This window comes from Cryobacterium sp. 10I5 (assembly GCF_035019865.1).
Classification (GTDB): Bacteria; Actinomycetota; Actinomycetes; order Actinomycetales; family Microbacteriaceae; genus Cryobacterium; species Cryobacterium breve_A.
Genome location: NZ_JASJVI010000083.1, coordinates 1 through 18,573 on the forward strand (window position 1 = coordinate 1; position 18,573 = coordinate 18,573).

18 protein-coding genes are annotated in these 18,573 nt (G+C 70.3%); 9 read left to right on the forward strand and 9 right to left on the reverse strand.

Annotation, left to right across the window (positions count from 1 at the left end; translation table 11 throughout):
- The 3 genes from QN350_RS16040 to QN350_RS16050 form a co-directional block, all read left to right on the forward strand.
- Positions 1-561 (forward strand): uracil-DNA glycosylase (locus QN350_RS16040; protein ID WP_323516918.1); only part of this gene is annotated, 561 nt, incomplete at its 5' end.
- A gap of 27 nt (positions 562-588) precedes the next feature.
- Positions 589-1,167, forward strand: coding sequence for a GNAT family N-acetyltransferase (locus QN350_RS16045; RefSeq protein WP_134449800.1), 579 nt, complete (start codon positions 589-591; stop codon positions 1,165-1,167).
- A gap of 3 nt (positions 1,168-1,170) precedes the next feature.
- Positions 1,171-1,560 (forward strand): hypothetical protein, encoded by a 390-nt coding sequence (locus QN350_RS16050; RefSeq protein ID WP_322139111.1) that lies wholly within the window; start codon positions 1,171-1,173, stop codon positions 1,558-1,560.
- 27 nt (positions 1,561-1,587) lie between these two features.
- On the opposite strand, the gene QN350_RS16055 is transcribed toward QN350_RS16050, so the two are convergent.
- Together QN350_RS16055 and QN350_RS16060 are read right to left on the reverse strand one after the other, a co-directional pair.
- Positions 1,588-2,244 carry a hypothetical protein gene (locus QN350_RS16055; protein WP_322139112.1) on the reverse strand — a complete coding sequence of 219 codons (657 nt, stop codon included), beginning with the start codon at positions 2,242-2,244 and terminating at the stop codon, positions 1,588-1,590.
- 50 nt (positions 2,245-2,294) lie between these two features.
- A complete protein-coding gene (locus tag QN350_RS16060) occupies positions 2,295-4,370 on the reverse strand; it encodes an MMPL family transporter (RefSeq protein ID WP_281534156.1) in 2,076 nt (691 codons plus the stop codon).
- 61 nt (positions 4,371-4,431) lie between these two features.
- Between QN350_RS16060 and QN350_RS16065 the strand changes: the two genes are divergently transcribed.
- The 3 genes from QN350_RS16065 (at position 4,432) to QN350_RS16075 (ending at position 7,151) form a co-directional block, all read left to right on the forward strand.
- Positions 4,432-4,998, forward strand: a complete 567-nt coding sequence (locus QN350_RS16065; protein WP_322139113.1) for a MarR family winged helix-turn-helix transcriptional regulator — start codon at positions 4,432-4,434, stop codon at positions 4,996-4,998.
- A gap of 79 nt (positions 4,999-5,077) precedes the next feature.
- Entirely contained in the window at positions 5,078-5,551 is a 474-nt protein-coding gene (locus tag QN350_RS16070; protein WP_322139114.1) for a Fur family transcriptional regulator, read from the forward strand.
- Positions 5,552-5,621: 70 nt separating this feature from the next.
- Positions 5,622-7,151, forward strand: coding sequence for a catalase (locus tag QN350_RS16075; protein ID WP_322139115.1), 1,530 nt, complete (start codon positions 5,622-5,624; stop codon positions 7,149-7,151).
- 50 nt (positions 7,152-7,201) lie between these two features.
- On the opposite strand, the gene QN350_RS16080 is transcribed toward QN350_RS16075, so the two are convergent.
- From QN350_RS16080 to QN350_RS16110, 7 genes are all read right to left on the reverse strand, one after another.
- On the reverse strand, positions 7,202-8,074 hold the full coding sequence (locus QN350_RS16080) for an SDR family NAD(P)-dependent oxidoreductase (RefSeq protein ID WP_322139116.1): 873 nt from the start codon (positions 8,072-8,074) through the stop codon (positions 7,202-7,204).
- Positions 8,071-8,442 carry a Fe-S oxidoreductase gene (locus QN350_RS16085; RefSeq protein ID WP_322139117.1) on the reverse strand — a complete coding sequence of 124 codons (372 nt, stop codon included), beginning with the start codon at positions 8,440-8,442 and terminating at the stop codon, positions 8,071-8,073. Before QN350_RS16085 ends, QN350_RS16080 begins: the two co-directional genes overlap by 4 nt.
- A 176-nt stretch (positions 8,443-8,618) precedes the next feature.
- Positions 8,619-10,064, reverse strand: a complete 1,446-nt coding sequence (locus QN350_RS16090; protein WP_322139118.1) for an NAD(P)/FAD-dependent oxidoreductase — start codon at positions 10,062-10,064, stop codon at positions 8,619-8,621.
- Positions 10,065-10,095: 31 nt separating this feature from the next.
- On the reverse strand, positions 10,096-10,932 hold the full coding sequence (locus QN350_RS16095) for a crotonase/enoyl-CoA hydratase family protein (protein WP_322139119.1): 837 nt from the start codon (positions 10,930-10,932) through the stop codon (positions 10,096-10,098).
- A 178-nt stretch (positions 10,933-11,110) separates the two neighbouring features.
- Positions 11,111-11,944 (reverse strand): arginase family protein, encoded by an 834-nt coding sequence (locus QN350_RS16100; RefSeq protein WP_322139120.1) that lies wholly within the window; start codon positions 11,942-11,944, stop codon positions 11,111-11,113.
- 95 nt (positions 11,945-12,039) lie between these two features.
- Complete coding sequence (locus tag QN350_RS16105; protein ID WP_322139121.1) at positions 12,040-12,771, reverse strand: PspA/IM30 family protein; 732 nt, start codon at positions 12,769-12,771, stop codon at positions 12,040-12,042.
- Positions 12,772-12,853: 82 nt separating this feature from the next.
- On the reverse strand, positions 12,854-14,932 hold the full coding sequence (locus QN350_RS16110) for a TPM domain-containing protein (protein WP_323516919.1): 2,079 nt from the start codon (positions 14,930-14,932) through the stop codon (positions 12,854-12,856).
- Positions 14,933-15,124: 192 nt separating this feature from the next.
- On the opposite strand from QN350_RS16110, the gene QN350_RS16115 reads away from it, so the two are divergent.
- From QN350_RS16115 to QN350_RS16125, 3 genes are all read left to right on the forward strand, one after another.
- Positions 15,125-15,886, forward strand: coding sequence for a gamma-glutamyl-gamma-aminobutyrate hydrolase family protein (locus QN350_RS16115; RefSeq protein WP_322139123.1), 762 nt, complete (start codon positions 15,125-15,127; stop codon positions 15,884-15,886).
- A 47-nt stretch (positions 15,887-15,933) separates the two neighbouring features.
- Positions 15,934-17,364, forward strand: coding sequence for a M20/M25/M40 family metallo-hydrolase (locus tag QN350_RS16120; protein WP_322139124.1), 1,431 nt, complete (start codon positions 15,934-15,936; stop codon positions 17,362-17,364).
- A 262-nt stretch (positions 17,365-17,626) separates the two neighbouring features.
- Positions 17,627-18,573, forward strand: a 947-nt coding sequence (locus QN350_RS16125; RefSeq protein ID WP_323516920.1) for a hypothetical protein, incomplete at its 3' end; no start/stop codon positions are given.

Below are 18,573 nucleotides of genomic sequence, written 5' to 3' on the forward strand. Positions count from 1 at the left end.
GGGCGACCCTGGCTGCCGGCGCCGGCACGGGTGCTGCGCGCCTTCCGTGAACCGTTCCGGGCGGTCCGCGTGCTCCTGGTCGGCCAGGACCCGTATCCGACGCCGGGGCATCCGCTCGGCCTCGCCTTCGCGGTCGACCCGGCGGTGCGGCCCCTGCCGCGGAGCCTCGGGAACATCGCCGCAGAGCTCCAGTCGGACGTCGGGGTCACCCTCCGCACCGGAGACCTGTCGGCCTGGTCGGCCCAGGGGGTTCTGCTGCTCAACCGGGTGCTCACCGTGCGTGCCGGCGAGCCCGGTTCGCACCGCGGCCACGGCTGGGAAGCCGTCACGGACCAGGCCATCCGCGCCCTCGTCGCCCGCCGAACGCCCCTTGTCGCGATCCTCTGGGGCAAGGACGCCGCGAGGCTTCGGCCGTTGCTCGGCAACACCCCGGTGATCGAGTCCGCGCATCCGAGCCCGCTGTCCGCGCGCCGCGGCTTCTTCGGGTCGAGGCCCTTCAGTCGCGCGAACGCGCTCCTCGCCGAGCAGGGCGCAGCGCCCGTCGACTGGACTCTCGGGTAATCTGGAAGTCCGTGTGAGGAGCCAGCCATGCTTGAAGAGGAATACCAGCCGCGCCGGCAGTTGCCCAGGCACCTGCGCCCGGCGCCGGAGACCGAGGCTCCGTTCGAGTACTCGATGCGGGACGCGCTGATCACCGACCTGCCCTACATTCGCGAGATCTACAACTACTACGTCGCCAACAGCACGGTCACCTTCGACGTCGACCCGATGACCCTCGCCGCGTGGCGCAGCAAGTTCTACTACCTCGGCAAGCTCGGCATGCCCTTCATCGTGGCCGTGTCGCCGGCCGGTCAGATCCTCGGCTACGCGCTCGTCACGCCGTGGAAGGAGAAGCGCGCCTTCCGCTTCACCGTCGAGAACTCGATCTACCTCGGAGCGGCCTCGACAGGCAAGGGCCTCGGCCGGGTGCTGCTCGGCGAACTCATCACGCGCTCCAAGGATGCGGGCCTCAAGGAGATCATCGCCGTGATCGCCGACCAGGGCGCCGACGCCTCGATCAAGCTGCACCTCGACTTCGGGTTCAAGGAGATCGGCCGGATGGGCAAGGTCGGCTTCAAGTTCGACCGCTGGCTCGGCACCGTGCTGCTCCAGAAGAGCCTGAAGTAACCCGTGACCGACCCTGACGTCTCGTTCGAGCTGCCGAAGCGCCACACCGTGCTGCGGTCGTTCGCCGGGCACCTCGAAGCCCCGCCGGAGACCGTGTTCGTGCGGCTGCTCGCGGCGTTGATGCCCGCACCGAGCGAGGGGGCCGCCGCGATCAACCGGCATTTCCGGGCCGATCCCGCCGAGCGCCTGATCGTCGTGCAGGGGGACTGGTGGTACCGCGGCGAGTACCGCGTGCTCCCTGAGGACCAGGGTTCGCTCGTGCAGTACGAGATCATCAACGTCGCCCAGGCCTTCCATGCCGCCGGTGCGCTCACGGCCCGGTCGGAGCTCCGGGGCGCACCCCGGGCCTTTCAGGCGCTGCTCACCAAGGTCGGCGGCCCGCTCGCCCACTGAGCCGTACTGCCCAGTCCGGGGCCCGGGTCAGGGCGCGAGGTGCAGGCTGAGTTCTGGACCGCCGAGCAGCACGGCGAGCACGGATGCCCCGAGCCCGCCGGCGAGGAGCAGCCCCGGGTGGGCGAGCCCCACGACCGTGGCCCGCAAGCGCGGGCTGGTCCGCAGGAACTCCTCCGGAACCGCGTGCGCCTCGGGCAGCTCGCGCCAGCCGCGCAACCGCCGCAGGAACCAGCCGCACCGCACGACGAAGGCCATCCACAGCACGAGCAGCACCACCGGGATCGCCGCGAGCAAGAGCGTGAAGCCGAGCCCGGTCACTTCGGCGTCGTTGTCGTTCGCCGCGGCCTGGATCGCCGTCGAGATCGACGAGCTCGCGACCACGGACACGCCCCAGACCAGGAACGCCGCGCACAGCGTGAGGAACCGCACGAAAAAGTGACCGAGCACCGAGTCGTTCGTGGGCGGCAGGTGGTCGCGCGGCGTGGCCGCGAGCAGCCACAGCGTGGCCGCGAGGGCCGGCAGCGCGGCGAGCAGCACGACCGCGTACCAGCCCGGGTCAGGAATCCAGGGCGAGAGGGCGTCTGAGGCGACCACGACGCCCCAGAGGGCCAGCCAGGCCCAGCCAGACCGCAACGGATGCCGCACGAGCCACGCCGGCAGCATCCGCTCGAGCACCGCAGTCATGCGGACACTGTACTCGCGAGGCCTGCCGGCGCCCGGGGCTCGCTACCGTGCTACTCGCGGAGGGCCGGGCGCGACGGCCACCAGAACCGGTCGCCGGTGAGGAACACGAGCGCGGGAACCACGAGGGTGCGCACGAGCAGGGTGTCGAGGAGGACGCCGAGGCAGACGATCACGCCGATCTGGGCGAGCGCGACGACCGGCAGAACGCCGAGCACGACGAAGACCGCCGCGATGAGGATGCCGGCGCTCGTGATGACCGCTCCGGTCGAGGAGAGGGCGCGCACCATGCCCTCCCGGGTGCCGTGCAGCCGGGCCTCCTCCCGAGCCCTCGTGGTGAGGAAGATGTTGTAGTCCACCCCGAGCGCGACGAGGAACAGGAACGCGAACAGCACGACGTTCGTGTTGAACGCCGGGAACCCCAGCAGGTTCTGGAAGATCAGGTTGGACGCGCCGAGGCTCGCGAAGAAGGTCGCGAGCACGCTCAGGATCAGCAGGACAGGGGCGACGAGAGAGCGGAGCAGCAGGGCAAGGATGCCGAAGACGATCGCGAGGATCATCGGCAGGATCAGGTCCTGGTCGCGCTGCGAACTCGTGCGGGTGTCGAGGGCCGTCGCGTCCGTGCCGCCGACGAGGGAATCAGCGACAGCGCCGCCGGCATCCGCGTACGTGGTGCGCAGCGCGGTAATGGTCGCGAACGTCGTCTCACTTCCCGGTTCGCTCGAGAGCTGGAGGTTGAGCCGGGTGCGCCCGTTCGCGCTCTCGCCCGGCTGCACCGTGGCGACGCCCGGTGTTGCCGTGGCGAGGCTCGCGGCCTCCGTGGCCGATGCATCCGGCGCAAGCACGACGGTCTGGCTCGTGAGCCCCGACGAGAACGAGGCGTCGACGATGGCCTGCGCCTGTACCGATTCGGGGTTGCCGAGCAGCTGGTCGGCCTGCGAGAGCCCGACGGATGCCCCGACCAGCCCGAGACTGAGGGCGCCGAGTCCGAGGGCGGATGCGACGATGATCGCAACGGGGCGCCGGGCGACGCCGCGGCCGAGCCGGGACCAGAATCCGGTGTGCACGCGGGGCGAGGCAGGGTCGTAGCGGGGGACGAACGGCCAGAACAGGCCGCGGCCGCAGACGACGAGTGCGGCGGGAAGCACGATGAGGGCGAACAGGATCGCGATGACGACGCCGATCGCACAGGCGAAGCCGAGCGCGCGGTTGCCGGAGAGCTCGGCGAAGAGCAGGGTCAGGAGGCTCAGCGCGACGGTCCCGCCGCTCGCGGCGATCGCGGGGCCTGCGCTCCGCACGGCGATCCGCATCGCCTCATTCCTGCTCTCGGTGTGCAGCAGTTCCTCGCGGTAGCGGGCGACGAGCAGCAGCGCGTAGTTGGTGCCCGCACCGAAGACGAGCACGGACTGGATGCCGGAGACGCTCGCATCCAGGGTGATGCCGAACGGTCCGGCGAGGGCGCTCACGACGACGCCGGCGAGCCCGTCGGCGAGCCCGACGACCACGAGCGGCACGATCCAGAGCACGGGACTGCGGTAGGTGATGATCAGCAGTACCGCGACGACGATCACGGTCACGAGCAGCAGCCGGAAATCGGCGCCCGCGAAGGCGTTCGAGATGTCGGCCTGGAACCCGACCGGCCCGGTCACGTAGGAACTCAGGCCGGCGGGCAGGTCGCTCGAGGCGGCCGCGCGGATGTCCGTGGCCGTGCCCTTCACGTCGGCGCTGACGGCGGCGGCCTCGAGCGGCACGACGCTGATCGCCGCGAGTCCGTCGTCGCTGAACCGGGGTGTCGTCGCCCGGGGTGCGGTCGAAAGCGCGCCCAGTTCGGCGGCCCGCGCGGTGATCGCGGACTTGTCCGCTTCGGTCAGTGCGCTCTCTGCGCCGGTCGCGTCTGCGCCGCCGCGGCTCCAGACGATGATCGCCGAGGTCTGCTTCGCCGAGGGGAAGTCGGCGAGCAGGGCGTCGACCCTCGCAGCCTGGCTCGACGTGGGCAGCCCGGAGGTCGGGAAGTCGTTCCCGGCGCTCTTCGGCAGCAGTGCGAACAGCAGTCCGACGGCGATGATTGCGCCGACGAGGACCACCCAGGCCGTTCTCCGACCTGTGATGATGCGCACAATCCCGAGCACTTTTCCTCCAAGAGTCCTGATTGCTAAGCATCCTAGCAATGTCAGGACTAGTATGGCCGTCATGGCAGAGCCTCGCAAGTCCACGCCCCCGGCGAGTGCGCCGACCGGTTCCGCGGCGGATGCCGTCCAGCCGCTGGTCGGCGACAACGACATCGGCCTGCCTTATTCCGGCGAGATCGGCACGCAGCTGCGGGAATTCGTGGTGCTGTCGCGGGCGTTCGAGCGGCAGGTCGGCCAGGCCCTTGCGGTCAACCCGACCGACTTGTCCGCGATGGAACACCTGATCAGCGCCGGTTCGCTCACGCCGAGCGAACTCTCGCGGCGGCTCGACATCTCGACGGCCGCGACCACCCTCGTAGTCGACCGGCTCGTCGCACTCGGGCATGCCCGGAGAGAGGCGCACACATCGGACCGGCGAAAGGTCGTGGTCCTCCCCTCAGCAAAATCGGTCGAGAAGGCCGTCGGGGCGCTCATGCCCGTGATCGGGGGAGTCGCCACGGTCACCCGTGACCTCCCGGCGGAAGAGCGCGCGGTGATCGCGGGCTTCCTGTCCCGCGTGCTCGACGTCTACCGCGGCGCCCTGACCGGCGGCGCCGATGGCGACGGCGAGACCGCCCCCCGATCCTGACCCCCACTGCCTGACCCCCGCTTCCTGAACATCCCGTGAATTGTTTTGAGGAAATCAAAACAACTGTTAGCGTGAGGGCATGACGACGACCGGGACGCCCAACAGCAACCCGGGCATTTCCGGGCCGGGCGAGCACGAGCAGCTCGGCGACAGCATCCGTCGATCGGGACTCAAGGTCACCTCACCTCGCCTCGCCGTGCTGCGGGCCCTCGACGATTCGCCGCACACGAGCGCCGAACGGCTCTTCGCCGCTGTGAGGCTCGAGCTTCCCGGCACCTCGCTGCAGGCGGTCTACGGGGTACTTGCAGCCTTCACCTCCGCGGGTCTCACCCGCCGGATCGAACCGTCCGGGTCGCCGGCGCTCTACGAGCGCCGGGTCGGCGACAACCACCATCACGTGATCTGCTCACGGTGCGCCGCCGTGCAGGACGTGGACTGCGCCGTCGGCGCGGCGCCGTGCCTCGAGCCGAGCGACACGGGCGGTTTCGCCGTGCACGCTGCAGAGGTCACGTACTGGGGGCTCTGCCCCGATTGCCAGGCCGCGACCGCGTAGCCGCAGCGCCAGAGACAGCCCACCCACCCCACACTTTCGCAGTGCACATGTAGTCGAACAAAGGAGCAGCATGACCACCGAGTCCAACAGCGAGTCGAACACCGGGCAGATCAAGCCGACCACCACCCAGACCGGAACCCCCGTCGCGAGCGACGAGCATTCCCTCACCGTCGGCACGGAGGGCGTCGCGGCCCTGCACGACCGCTACCTCGTCGAGAAGCTCGCGCAGTTCAACCGCGAGCGCATCCCGGAGCGCATCGTGCACGCCAAGGGCGGCGGAGCGCACGGCGTGTTCGAGGTCACCGGCGACGTCTCGGCGTACACCCGCGCCGCGGTCTTCCAGCCCGGCACGAGCACCGAGACGCTTCAGCGCTTCTCGAGCGTCGCCGGCGAGCAGGGCAGCCCGGACACCTGGCGCGACGTGCGGGGCTTCTCGGTCAAGTTCTACACGACCGAGGGCAACTACGACATCGTCGGCAACAACACCCCGGTGTTCTTCATCCGCGACGGCATCAAGTTCCCCGACTTCATCCACTCCCAGAAGCGCCTTCCGGGCTCCGGCCTGCGCGATGCCACGATGCAGTGGGACTTCTGGACCCTCTCCCCGGAGTCCGCGCACCAGGTCACCTACCTGATGGGCGACCGCGGCCTGCCGCGCTCCTGGCGCGAGATGCCCGGCTTCGGCTCGCACACCTACCAGTGGATCAACGCCGCAGGCGAGCGGTTCTGGGTCAAGTACCACTTCACTTCCAACCAGGGCAACGTCGAGATGGAGGGCTCGGAGGCCGAGCTCATCGCCGGCGCAGACGCCGACTACTACCGCCGCGACCTGCACGACGCGATCGAGGCAGGTAACTTCCCGTCCTGGACCGTCTCGGTGCAGATCATGCCGTACGAGGACGCCAAGACCTACCGCTTCAACCCCTTCGACCTGACCAAGGTCTGGCCGCACGCCGACTACCCGCTCATCGAGGTGGGTGTGCACACGCTCAACCGCAACCCGCAGAACTTCTTCGCCGAGATCGAGCAGGCCGCGTTCTCGCCGGCCAACTTCGTGCCCGGCATCGCGGCGAGCCCCGACAAGATGCTGATGGCGCGCATCTTCTCCTACCCGGACGCCGCGCGATACCGGGTCGGCACGAACTACGCCGAGTTGCCCGTCAACGCCCCGCACGCCGCCCCGGTGAACGGCTACTCGCAGGACGGCGCCGGCAGGCACCACTTCAACGCCCCAGAGGCCCCGAACTACGCGCCGAACTCGCTCGGCGGCCCAGTGGCCGACCCGCTGCTCGCGGGCGAGGGCAGCTGGGAGAACGACGGTGAGCTGCTCCGTGCCGCCGCCGTGCTGCGCAGCGAGGACAGCGACTTCGGCCAGGCCGGGACGCTCTACCGCGACGTGTTCGACGATGCGGCCAAGGCCCGCTTCCTCGACACCATCACGGGCGCGATCAGCGGCGTGCAGCGCGCAGAGGTCACCGAGCGCGCGATCTGGTACTGGACGAGCGTCGACGCCACGCTCGGTGCGGCACTGCGCGCGAACCTTGCGACGTGGGCAGAGGCGGACATGCTCGCCGAGGCATCCGCCGGCTACTCCGAGTAAACGGCTCGGATCAACCAGTACTCGGAGTAAACGGGCGGATGCCGTAACGGCTATTCGAGGGTGGGTGCGGCCTGGGCAGCCGCAGCCACCATCGCCGCACTGCGCTCCCAGAGGGCGGCGGCGAGCGCCGGGTCGTATGCCAGCGTGTTCGCCTTCGCGACCAGGCGCTTGTCGTAGTACTCGCCGGAGATCCACTCGTCCAGGGGCGCCGTGGCGAGCCAGACCAGGGTGTCCGCGCCCTGCTCCGGGGTGATCAGCATCCGCTTGAGTGGGGTCTGGTAGAGGAAGCGCATCACGCTCGTCGAGTTCGAGGAGAAGCTGGTCGCGACGACGCCGGGGTGGAATGCCGCGGTGGTGATGCCCTGCTCGTGGTAGCGGTGGTTCAGCTCGCGGGTGAAGAGGATGTTGGCGAGCTTGGCGTTGCCGTATGCCCGGTTGGGCGAGTACTTCCGGTTCCCGTCGAGGTCGTCGATGTCGAAGCGGGCGTAGACGCTGTTCGCCACGCTCGCGGTGTTGATCACCCGGGCGTGGCTCTCCAGCAGCCGGTCGGTGAGGAGCGTCGTGAGCAGGAACGGCGCGAGGTGGTTGACCTGGAAGGTCTTCTCGTGGCCGTCGACGGTGAGCTCCCGCTTGCCCATGATGCCGCCGGCGTTGTTCGCGAGCACGTCGATGCGCGGGTAGCGGTCGAGGAGGGTCGCGGCGAGAGAGCGCACCTCGTCGAGGCTGGCGAAGTCTGCGGTGAACGAGTCGGCGCCGAGCGGTGCGGCGACGGCGGCGGTCTTGGCCGCCGAGCGTCCCACGATGACGACGGATGCCCCGGTGCGGCTCAGTGCGCGGGCCGCGGCCGCGCCGATGCCGTCGCTGCCCCCGGTGATGATGATCGTGCGAGCGGACGGTGCGGATGCTTCGGACTTTTCTGTCATGACTTCCCTTTGGCCAGGTAGCCGCCCTTGTCCAGGCCGGCCTCGATTTCAAAACGGTTGGTGAGTGGGTTGCGGCCGGCGGCGCTGTAGAACAGCGGGAACAGCATGCCGTAGTGCTGCCACTGGCGCTTGTGCACGGCCTCGTGTTCGAGGATCGCGTCTGAGACGTTGTCCCTGGTGAGGTAACAACCGCCGACGCAGGACCCGCCGCGACCGAAGGCCCAGTCCGGCAGGCCGCGGAACACGATCAGGCCGCCGCGGCGCTCGACGCGCCCTGTGCTGAGGAGCCCGCCCCAGACCAGACCGACAGCCGTCGCATAGAGATATCCGGCCCTGCTGAGGGACGAATCGAAGAGGATCCGGCGCATGAACCAAGCGTATGCCGCCTGACCGGCACTGAGAGCGCCCGAGAACCAACCGTCGCGAGGATGCACGGGTGGTGCCTGTCGGCGACTGGTGCCGAAACGGACAACTGTGGCCGGCGCGCGAGGCGCAGGTGTCCGCAGCGGCAACAATCGCGCGGCAGCGGGCAGCGGATGCCCGGCTACGGCCGGCCGTATGCCTCCAGCAGGCGCAGCCAGACTTCGCTCATCGTGGGGTACGCCGGCACAGCGTGCCAGAGCCGGGCGATCGGGACCTCGCCGACGACGGCGATGGTCGCGGCGTGCAGGAGCTCGGAGACGTCCTGGCCCACGAACGTCACGCCGATGAGCACTTCCCGGTCGAGATCGACGATGGCCCTGGCCTTGCCGGTGTACCCGTCGGCCTGCAGGCTCGCCCCGGCGACGTTTCCGATCGCATAGTCGAGCACCCGGATCCGGAAGCCCGCCTTCTCCGCCGCCGCCTGGGTGAGCCCGACCGAGGCGACCTCGGGATCGGTGAACGTCACCTGGGGGACCGCGGAGTGGTCTGCGGTGGCGACGTGGGTGCCCCAGGGCGCGTCGTCGACGGCCCGGCCGGAGGCGCGGGCGACGATCACGTCGCCCGCCGCGCGCGCCTGATACTTGCCCTGGTGGGTGAGCAGCGCCCGGTGCGTGACGTCGCCGGTCGCGTACAGCCAGTCGCCGGCGAGGTCCGCCGCGTCGCCCTGAACGAGCAGGGTGTCATCGACGGTCAGCCAGCCGCCGTCGGGAAGACCGACGGACTCCAGCCCGAGGTCGTCGGTACGCGGTGCGCGACCCGTCGCGACAAGGACCTCGGTCGCGGTGACGGTTCCGCCGCTCGCGAGGGTGAGCACGACGTTGCCGTCGGCCGCGCGCATCGCGAGAACGGGAGCCTCCCCGGTCAGGACCGTCGCTCCCGCCGCACGCAGCGCCTCGATGACGAGTTCGCCGGCGAACGGTTCCTCCTTGCCGAGGAGGGAGTGGCGCACGATGAGCGTGACCCGGGCACCGAGCGACGTGTACGCCGTGGCCATTTCGGCCGCGGTGACACCGCCGCCGATCACGGCGAGGCTCTCCGGCACGTGCTGGGCGCTCGTGGCCTCCCGGCTGGTCCAGGGGTCGACGGTGCCGATCCCTGGAATGTCGGGCAGCACGGCGGATGACCCCGTGCTCACCACGACGGCGTGCCGGGCGGTGAGCACGGTCGTCGTTCCGTCCGGGCCGGTCACGGTCACCTCGCGCACGCCGCTCAAGCGGGCGTGCCCGCGGACAAGGGCGATTCCCGCGGAGTCGAGCCAGCCGACCTGGCCGTCATCCGACCAGTTGCTCGTGAACGAGTCCCGGCGACGCAACACGGCGGCGACGTCGAGCTCACCGGTCGCGGCCTCGGCGGCGCCGCCGACCCGGCGCGCGGCGGAGAGGGCCGCTCCGCTCCGCAGCAGGGCCTTGGACGGCATGCACGCCCAGTACGAGCACTCGCCGCCGACGAGTTCGCTCTCGACGATGACGGTGCTCAGCCCGCCCTGGACGGTGCGGTCCGCGACGTTCTCGCCGACGGCACCGCCGCCGATCACGATGACGTCGTAGGTCGTGGTCTTATCGTTCATGGTGTCTCCTGTCGTCGATGAGTCACGTGGGTCAGCGCCCCACGAATTTCGCCGCGGTGCGGGTGCGGAACGCTTCCATGCCGATCCGGGCATCCTCGCTCGCGGCGAGCACGCCGAGGGCCGGTTGCAGCCCGGCCTCGGCCACGGCATCGCCGAGGCGCACGGCATCGCGTGCGTTCGCGAGGGTCGCCTGCACCGCGAGCGGGGCCTGGGCGGCGATCCGGCCGGCGAGCTCGAAGGCCCGGTCGAACTCGGTGCCGTCGGGGACGACCTCCTGAACGAGGCCGATCCGCAGGGCCTCCGCGGCGTCGAACATGTCGCCGGTGAGGATCCAGCGCATCGCATTGCCCCAGCCGACCGCGCGCGGGAAACGGATCGTGGCTCCTCCGAAAGGCAGGATGCCGCGGGCCACCTCGATCTGCCCGAACCGCGTCGAGGCGGCCGCGACCGAGATCTCGCTCGCGAGCATGAGCTCGATCCCGAGCGTGAGGCAGGTGCCCTGCACGGCCATCACCACCGGCTTCGAGACCGCTCGGCCGTCGACCTGCCAGGGGTTGATCCCGCCGTGCGGCACCATGTCGATGCCGTCCGGGCCGAGGCGCGGGCCGATGTCGGCGAGGTCGAGGCCGGCCGTGAAGTGCTCGCCGACGGCGTAGACGAGGCCGACCCGGAGTTCGGGGTCGCGGTCGAGCTCGCCGTAGGCCAGGGACAGCTGCTGCAGCATCGCGAGGTCGGCGGCGTTGCGCTTCTCCGGCCGGTTCAGTCCGATCAGGAGCACGTGCCCGCGCCGTTCGGTCAGCACCCGGGGTGCCTGTTCGGCGGGGTCGTACTGGTTTCGGCTCTGTTCGGTGCTGCGCTGCTCGCTCACGGATGCCTTCCTTGTGCTGTCGGGTCGCGGTGCTGTTGAGTTTCGGCGCGTTGCCCGCGGTGGGGAACAACGCAACGTCGGAGTTTTGCGCGACTCGCGGCATCCGCTGCCCGCGTTCACGGAGTGTCGGAAAAATCTCCGATTCTGCGTGACACGATTCTGCGCGACGCCGGGCAACTCAGCGGGTGAGGGCGCCGATGATGCGCAGGATGCTCGGCAGGTCGTCGTTCGCGGCCTCGGGGGAGGCGGGCGCGAAGCCCGCGATCGTGGCGCCGGCGAGCTCGAACTCGGCCCGCAGGGCGGTGATCGTGCGACCGAGGGTCTCGACGCTCAGTCCGAAGGGCAGCAGGTTCGCGAGCCCGGTCAGCACGGAGGGGTCGAGCACGTCGAGGTCGAGGTGCAGGTAGAACGCGGTCGCCCCGGTCGCGCGGACGGCGGCGAGAATGCCGTCCGGCGTCTCGAGCTCCTCGATCGACAGGCTGCGGATGCCCGCAGCAGCGATGAGTTCGGCCTCCGCCGGGTCGATGTCGCGGGCTCCCGCGACCACGATCCGGTCGAACGGCACCCGTTCGTCCGCGTCGAGCACGAGCCCTTCGACGCCCTCGCCGGCGATCGCCCGGAGCACCATGCCGCCGAAAGCTGCGGAGGGCGATGACTCGGGGGTGTGCAGGTCGGGGTGGGCGTCGAGCCACACCACAGCGAGGCCGCCCGGATGCCGCGCCGAGGCGTGGCCGACGGCCGCGAGCGAGACGCCGCACTCGCCGCCGATCGTGAGGACGGGAGTGACGCAGTCGCGCAGCGCCCGGGTGAGGCGCTCCCGCACCATCACCAGGCTCGAGAACCGGTCGATCCCGGTGTCCTGTGCGTCGCCGGCCTCAACCGGAACCGGGACTTCGACGGTTGCGGAGGACGGAAGATCACCCCGGATCGCCTCCGCACCATCGCTGAGGCGCATCGCGCGCGGCGAAACCGAACCCTGCCATTGCGGCACGACAACGAAGGAGGGAGCCATACTCCAGTATGCGCCTCGCGGGTTGTCGCGCGCGAGGCCAAACGCGCGTTCTCGGAACTCAAAAGTGTGCCCTCTCGGCGGTTTAGCGCCGTGGGCTACTTCTCGATCTCGCTCGCGCTCGAGGATTTGAGGGCGGCGAGGCGGGCGTCGACCTCAGTGAGTTCGCCGAGGTCTTCGAGGCTTTCGAACTGGGCGTCGAGGCTCGATGCGGCGAGCTCGTTCGCTCCGCGTACCTTGGCCTCCTCGCGGCGGATCTTGTCCTCGAACCGGCTGACCTCGCTCGTGGGGTCCATGATGTCGATGCTCTTGACGGCGTCCATGACCTTGGTCTGGGCGGCGGCCGTCTTCGACCGGGCGATGAGCTCGTCACGCTTGGCGGACAGCTGGCCGAGCTTCTCCTTCATCGCGTTGAGACCGCTCTTGAGCTGGTCGACGACGGTGGTCTGGGAGGCGATCTGCGGCTCGGCGGCCTTCGCTTCCTTCTCGGACTGCAGCTGGCGGCCGAGTGCGACCTTGGCGAGGTTGTCGAACTTGTCGGCGTCGACGGTGTTGCCCGCTGCGCGCAATTCGTCGGCCTTGCGGCTCGCGGCGAGTGCCTTGCCGCCCCACTCCGCAGCAGCCTCGACGTCCTCCCGGTGGTCGTCCTCGAGGAGGCGCAGGTTGCCGATCGTCTCCGCGATGGCGCCCTCGGCATCCGAGATGCTGTTGCTGTAGTCGCGCACCATCTGGTCGAGCATGAGTTTCGGGTCTTCTGCCGAGTCGATCAGGGAGTTGATGTTCGCCTTGGCCAGTTGTGCGATGCGGCCGAAGATGGATTGCTTGGTCATGACAGTGTCCTTTCGAGTGATTCTGCGGGCTGGTCCAGTGTGGCGCGTGTCCGTGTGCTTCCGCTGTACGGGATGAGTGGGGTCAGAACCTCCCGCCGCCGCCGCGGCGGGACCGGGTGCCCGCGCCGCCGAAACCGCCCGGCACGCCGAATCCGCCGCCACCGCCCCGCCCACGCGAACCACCGAAGGGGCCGCCGCCGAAGAGGTCGCCGCCGCGGTTGCCGGAGAGTACCGAGCTGATCAGGATGCCGCCGAGAACGGCGCCGAGCGTGCCTGAGCCGGTCCCGCCGCCGTTCCCGCCGCCGACTCCGAAACCGGTACCGCGGCCGGGACCGCCGCCCGTAAAGCCCGCGAAACCGTCGACATCCGCTCGCGCCAGGGTGGTCGACTCCGCGGCGAGTGAGCCGGAGCGCTGCGCCGCGGAGAGGGCGGAGACCGGGTCGGTGGCGCGGATCCCGTCGGCCTGGGCGAGCAGCCGCCCGGCCTCGGCGAGCCGGGTGCGCGCCTCCGCGCCGACCGCGCCGCGGCGTGCCGTGATGAAATCCTCCGCCGCCGAGACCTGGCCGTGTGCGGAGAGCAGGGCCTGGTCGAGCGCGGCCGCGGTGCGTTGCGCCTGGGCTGCAGCGTCCCGCACCCCCTGCAACGCGGCATCCATGCGCGCGTTGGTCGCCTCGAGCCGGCTGAGCAGCTCGAGCGGGTTGATCGGTCCGGCGCCGAGCCGGGCGGAGACCTCGGCGACGACGCGTTCGGTGTCGGCGATGACGTCGGCGGGGACGGCGGGGAGTGCGCGAGCCGCCGCGAGATCCCCCTGCAGCTCAGCGAGCGTCGCCGAGATCCGGTCCGCCGCGGCGGACAGGTCGGTTCCGAGCCGGTCGACGGCGTCGAGCAGCAGTCCGGCCTGGTCGATGGACTCCTCGGCGGCGCGGATCCCGACGGCGGCTCCCGGAGGGTCGCTCTCGATCCGCTTGCCGGCCTCCGACAGTGCGGTGCGCGCGAAGGTGATCCGCTCCCTGGCCTGGTCGGCGTTGTCGGCAACGGTGCCGAGCGCGGCCGGGGTGTACCGGCCGGCGAGCTCGGTGAGGCGGGCGGCGGCCGGCGCGATCCTGCTCTCGCCGGCGTCGGCTTTGCTGGTGGCGGATGCCGCGGCGGCCGGAGCGTTCTTCTCCAGCTGGCGCAGCGCGGCGAGGTCGGCGGCCTGATCGTCGAGAGTCGTGTTGGCCTGCTCGCAGCCGTCGAGGATGGCGACGAACCAGTCCCGGCGCTGCTCCTCTGTGTCGGGGACGGCGTCGTCGAGTTTCTGCTGCAGGGTGAACGCGGCCCGGAGCGCGGCCTTCGCGGAGTCGAGGGCGGTGCGGAATGCCTCCGTGGCCTCCTGGCCGTACTGGGCGAGGGCGAAGCCGAGCTCCTGCTCGCTCGACGTCACGGCGTCATCCGTCTGGACGAGGGCGGTCGCCGCACGCCGGGAAAGTTCCTCGGTGGACAGGGCGGCAGGCCCAGCGGGGGCACCGGGTACGGCTGCCACCGTGCGCCGCCCTCTTCTGGCGAAGAACACGATCGCGCCCACGACGATCGCGATGAAGACAACGAGGGCCACGAGGATCACCGTGAGGAGACCGCCGCCGGAACCCCCACCGCGGGGATTCGCCGTGCCGGGGGTGAGAGAGGGCACCGGAACCGGTTGCCCGCCGATCGTCGCAGCGAAGCCGTTCGCGGCGCCGATCGCCGCCCCCGCCCAGTCATTCACCCGCAGGGCCGGCTCGATCGCGACGGTTTCGACCTCCAGCAGCTGCGCATCCGTCAGGGTCGAATTCTGCGCGACCGAGAGCTGGTACTGGCGGTCGCTTGTTGCGACGGCGAGCAGCACGTCGTTGGTGCCGAGCCCGTTCTCGTCTGCGGTCTGGTCCGCCCACTGCTGCCGGTCGGCGACGCCGCTGAAGCTGTCGACGTAGGCGACGAACAGGTCGGTGCGGGTCTCCGCGTAGAGCCGGTCGAGAGCGGCGGTCACCTCTCCGGTGCGGGAGCCGAGAGCCCCGACCGTGTCGACGATGTGGCTAGACCCGAAGCTCGGGGGATCCTCGGCGTAGACCGGGGTCTCTGGCCCCGCCCCGAGGCCCACGACCGCGAGGACGACTCCCAGGAACAGCAGCCGTCGTGACCGCATGGACTCGCCTCCTTCGGCGCGGGAATCGCAAGCGAGGTCGGGTGCCCGGTGCCCTCGTGCCCGAGCATAGAACGGCCAGACCTACCCGTCTACGAACCTTCTGTTGCGGACTGTGACGGCCCCGTTCGCGTCCGGAGCCGGCAGTGCCCACACTGGGAACACCGCACACGATGAAACAGCCTGGAGGGCAGCATGGCCGAGACCACCGCCCCGCGCCTCGCGGTCGTCGAGGTCACCGGAAGCCGCCCGGACCGGCCCGCGTACCACGCCAAGGTCCAGGTGCTCAACGGAACCGTCGTGGCCGCAGCCGAACAGGGCGGCTGGGCCGTCACCCGCCTCGCCGCGGCCGACATGACCATCGCCACCCTGCTCGCCGCGACAGCGGATGCCGACGCGATCGTCATCCTCGGCGGGGAAGACATCACCCCGCGCTTCTACGGCGGCGTCTCCGGGTACCCGGAAGAGACCCTGCACTTCCCGGTCGCCGACGACGGCCAGCTTGCGCTCGTGCGCCGGGCCCTCGAACGCGGCACCCCGCTGCTCGGCATCTGCCGCGGCCTCCAGATCATCAACGTCGCCCTCGGCGGCAGCATCGTGCAGCACCTCGACGAAGGCATCCACCGCAACGTCGACGTTCCGATCGACCGGATCCTCCGTGAGCACACCGTCGAGCTGCTCGAGGGCACCGTGCTCGCCGACAGCCTCGGCGGCGCGTTCGCCGCCGTGCAGAGCGCCCACCACCAGAGCGTCGACCGCCTCGGCACCGGCCTCCTCGCCGCAGCGGTCGCCCCCGACGGACTCATCGAGGCCGTCGAACACGAATTCGCGCCGATCACCGGCGTGCAGTGGCACCCGGAGGCCCCCGACGCTCCCGCCGACCAGCTCCGGCTGCTGCTGAGGAGCCTCGAGCGTCAGCTCGCGGCGATCGAAGCGGCCGGCCGCATCGCCGCCTGAGCTGAGCTGAGCCGGGCAGCCGGGTCCCACATCCGCTCGGGTAGAGTGTGGGCACCTGTCGAAAGGACCGCACCATCGCCGACAACTCCCTCCCCGGCAGCATCCTCCCCGGCAGCATCCTTCCCCGCAGCACGCACCCCGGCAACACGATCCCCACAGACGCGCTCACCCGCGCCACCGTCGACCTGCTGCGCGACCTGATCCGCAACGCGTGCGTCAACGACGGCACAGCGGATTCCGGCGGCGAGATCCGCAGCGTGCGCACCCTCGAGGGCTTCTTCGCCGGCTCCGGCCTCGACCTCGAGGTCGTCGAACCGCACCCCGGCCGGGCCTCCCTGATCACCCGCATCCGCGGAACGGAACCGGGCGCCCCGTCCCTCGCCCTCGTCGGTCACCTCGACGTCGTTCCCGTGCACGAGGCCGGCTGGAGCCGCGACCCGTTCGCGGCGGAGATCGTCGACGGCGAGATCTGGGGTCGCGGCGCCCTCGACATGCTCTGCCTCACCGCGAGCTACGCCGCCGTCACACGCGCTATCGCGACCGGTTCGTTCCGCCCCCGGGGCGACCTCGTCTTCGCTGCGGTCGCCGACGAAGAGGCCGGAAGCGGCCTGGGTGTCGAATGGCTCACCGAGAACCGCCTCGACCTGATCGACGCCGACTTCGTCCTCACCGAGTCCGGCGGCGTGCCCGTCGGCAGCACACCCTCCATCTCCACGACGATCGGCGAGAAGGGCATCGCCGGCCGTCGCCTCATCGTGCACGGCACCCCCGGCCACGGTTCGGCCCCCTGGGGTGCCCGTAACGCCGCCATCATCGCGGCGGATGCGGTGCACCGGCTCGCCCGGTACCACGCGCCCGTGCAGATCACCGCGGACTGGCGCCGTTACGTGGCCGCTCTCGACCTCGACCCGGCGCTCGCCGCGCGGCTTCTCGACCCCGTGCGCATCATCGACGCCCTGCACGAACTCGGCACCCTCGCCGGTTTCGCGCATGCCTCGACCCACACGACCATCTCACCGAACGTCGTGCGGGCCGGCGACAAGGACAACGTCATTCCCGCGCTCGCGACGGTGACCCTCGACATCCGGGTGCTGCCCGGCATCGCGGCGGCGGATGTCGACGCGTACCTCCGCGAGGCGCTCGGCGAGCTCATGGCCGACGTGACGATCGAGGGCGAGGGGTTCGAAGCCGCGACCCGCTCTCCGATCGACACACCGCTCTACGACGCCCTCGGGGCGGCCGCCCGCCGTGCATACCCGAACGCCGACCTGCTGCCGATGCTGAGCGTCGGCGGTTCAGACGCCCGGTTCTACCGCCGCCGCGGCATCCCCGCGTACGGTTTCGCCCTGCTCAGCCGGCGCTGGGACTACGGCATGTTCCGCCAGCTCTTCCACGGCAACGACGAGCGGATCGACGTCGAATCCGTGTCCCTCACCGTGAACGCCCTCGACGCCGTCGTGCGGGACCTGCACGGCTGATCGGTCCGGCTGCGCTGGTGCGCAGGGAGCCCCGAGGCAGGCGCCGCTCCCAGTTGATAAATTGCATGCAATGCTGCACTGTAAGTAGCAGTTGACGTCCGTCGTCATCTGCTCCGGACCTGCGCTGAGAATGGCCAGTGTATGCACGGGCGGGCGCCGGGGCGACGACCCGGACGAGAGGTCGATTCAGGTGGCACAGCGCGGGCCCGCCAGCGTCGCTTCTCTCCTGCCCGACGCCCCGGGATGGATCAGGGTCGCATTTGTGGCAATCCTTGCCGGAATCATCGCATACGCCGCGTCGACGTTCCTCGTGACCGGCCCTGCCCGCCCCGGGTGGCTCGACAGCTGGTTCTTCATAGCGCTCGAACTCGGTGCCGCGACGGTGGTCACGGCTCGAGTGGTCCTGCGCCCGATCGAGCGCACGGCCTGGGGTTCGATTGCCGGCGCCCTGTACGCCGTCTCGCTGTCGGACGCGGCCGGCGCTGCGGCGGCCGCCACGGACCGGCCCGCCGCCGACGTGCTGGATATGCTCGCCTTCGCATTCGACGCAGCGTTCTTCGGGCTGGCTTTCGCCGGACTCGTCCTGCTTGTGCGGAAACGGCTGCCGCCGTCAACGGCCTCTGTGTGGCTGGACGGCGTGATTGCGAGCCTCGGAATGCTATCGATCGCATCGGCGCTCTTCTATCGCGCTGCCGACGCGATCACCGTCGCCAGCCTGCTGTTCCTCGTCTACGCGGTCGCTCCACTCGTGCTCGTCGCCATTCTCGTGGGCACCGCGGCCGCCCTCGGCCGGCGCCCCAGTGAGATCTGGGTGCTGTGCACATCTGCATTCTCATTGATGGCCGTCGGCAACCTCATCCAGGCGACCGGCCTTCCCTGGGCGGTGCAGCCTGGTTCGCCGGTCGATACCCTCTGGCCGCTCGCCGCCCTGCTCCTCGTGGCCGCAGCCTGGCGGTCTCGGAGCACACCGAGGCCGGTCGGGTCGGGTTCCTCTGTCGTGCTGGCGATTCCCTCGGTGTTCACCCTCGGCGCCCTCGCGGTGGCCCTCGTTAACCAATTCACCTCCCTCTCGTACTTCTCGATCGGCACCGCGGTGGTGACCGTGATGGCCGGCGCCCTGCGCCTGCTGTTTGCGGTGCGGGATGCGGATCGGTTGCGGGTGCGGCAGGTGGAGTTGAATGTGAGTCTGGGGTTGGCGCGGGATGCGGC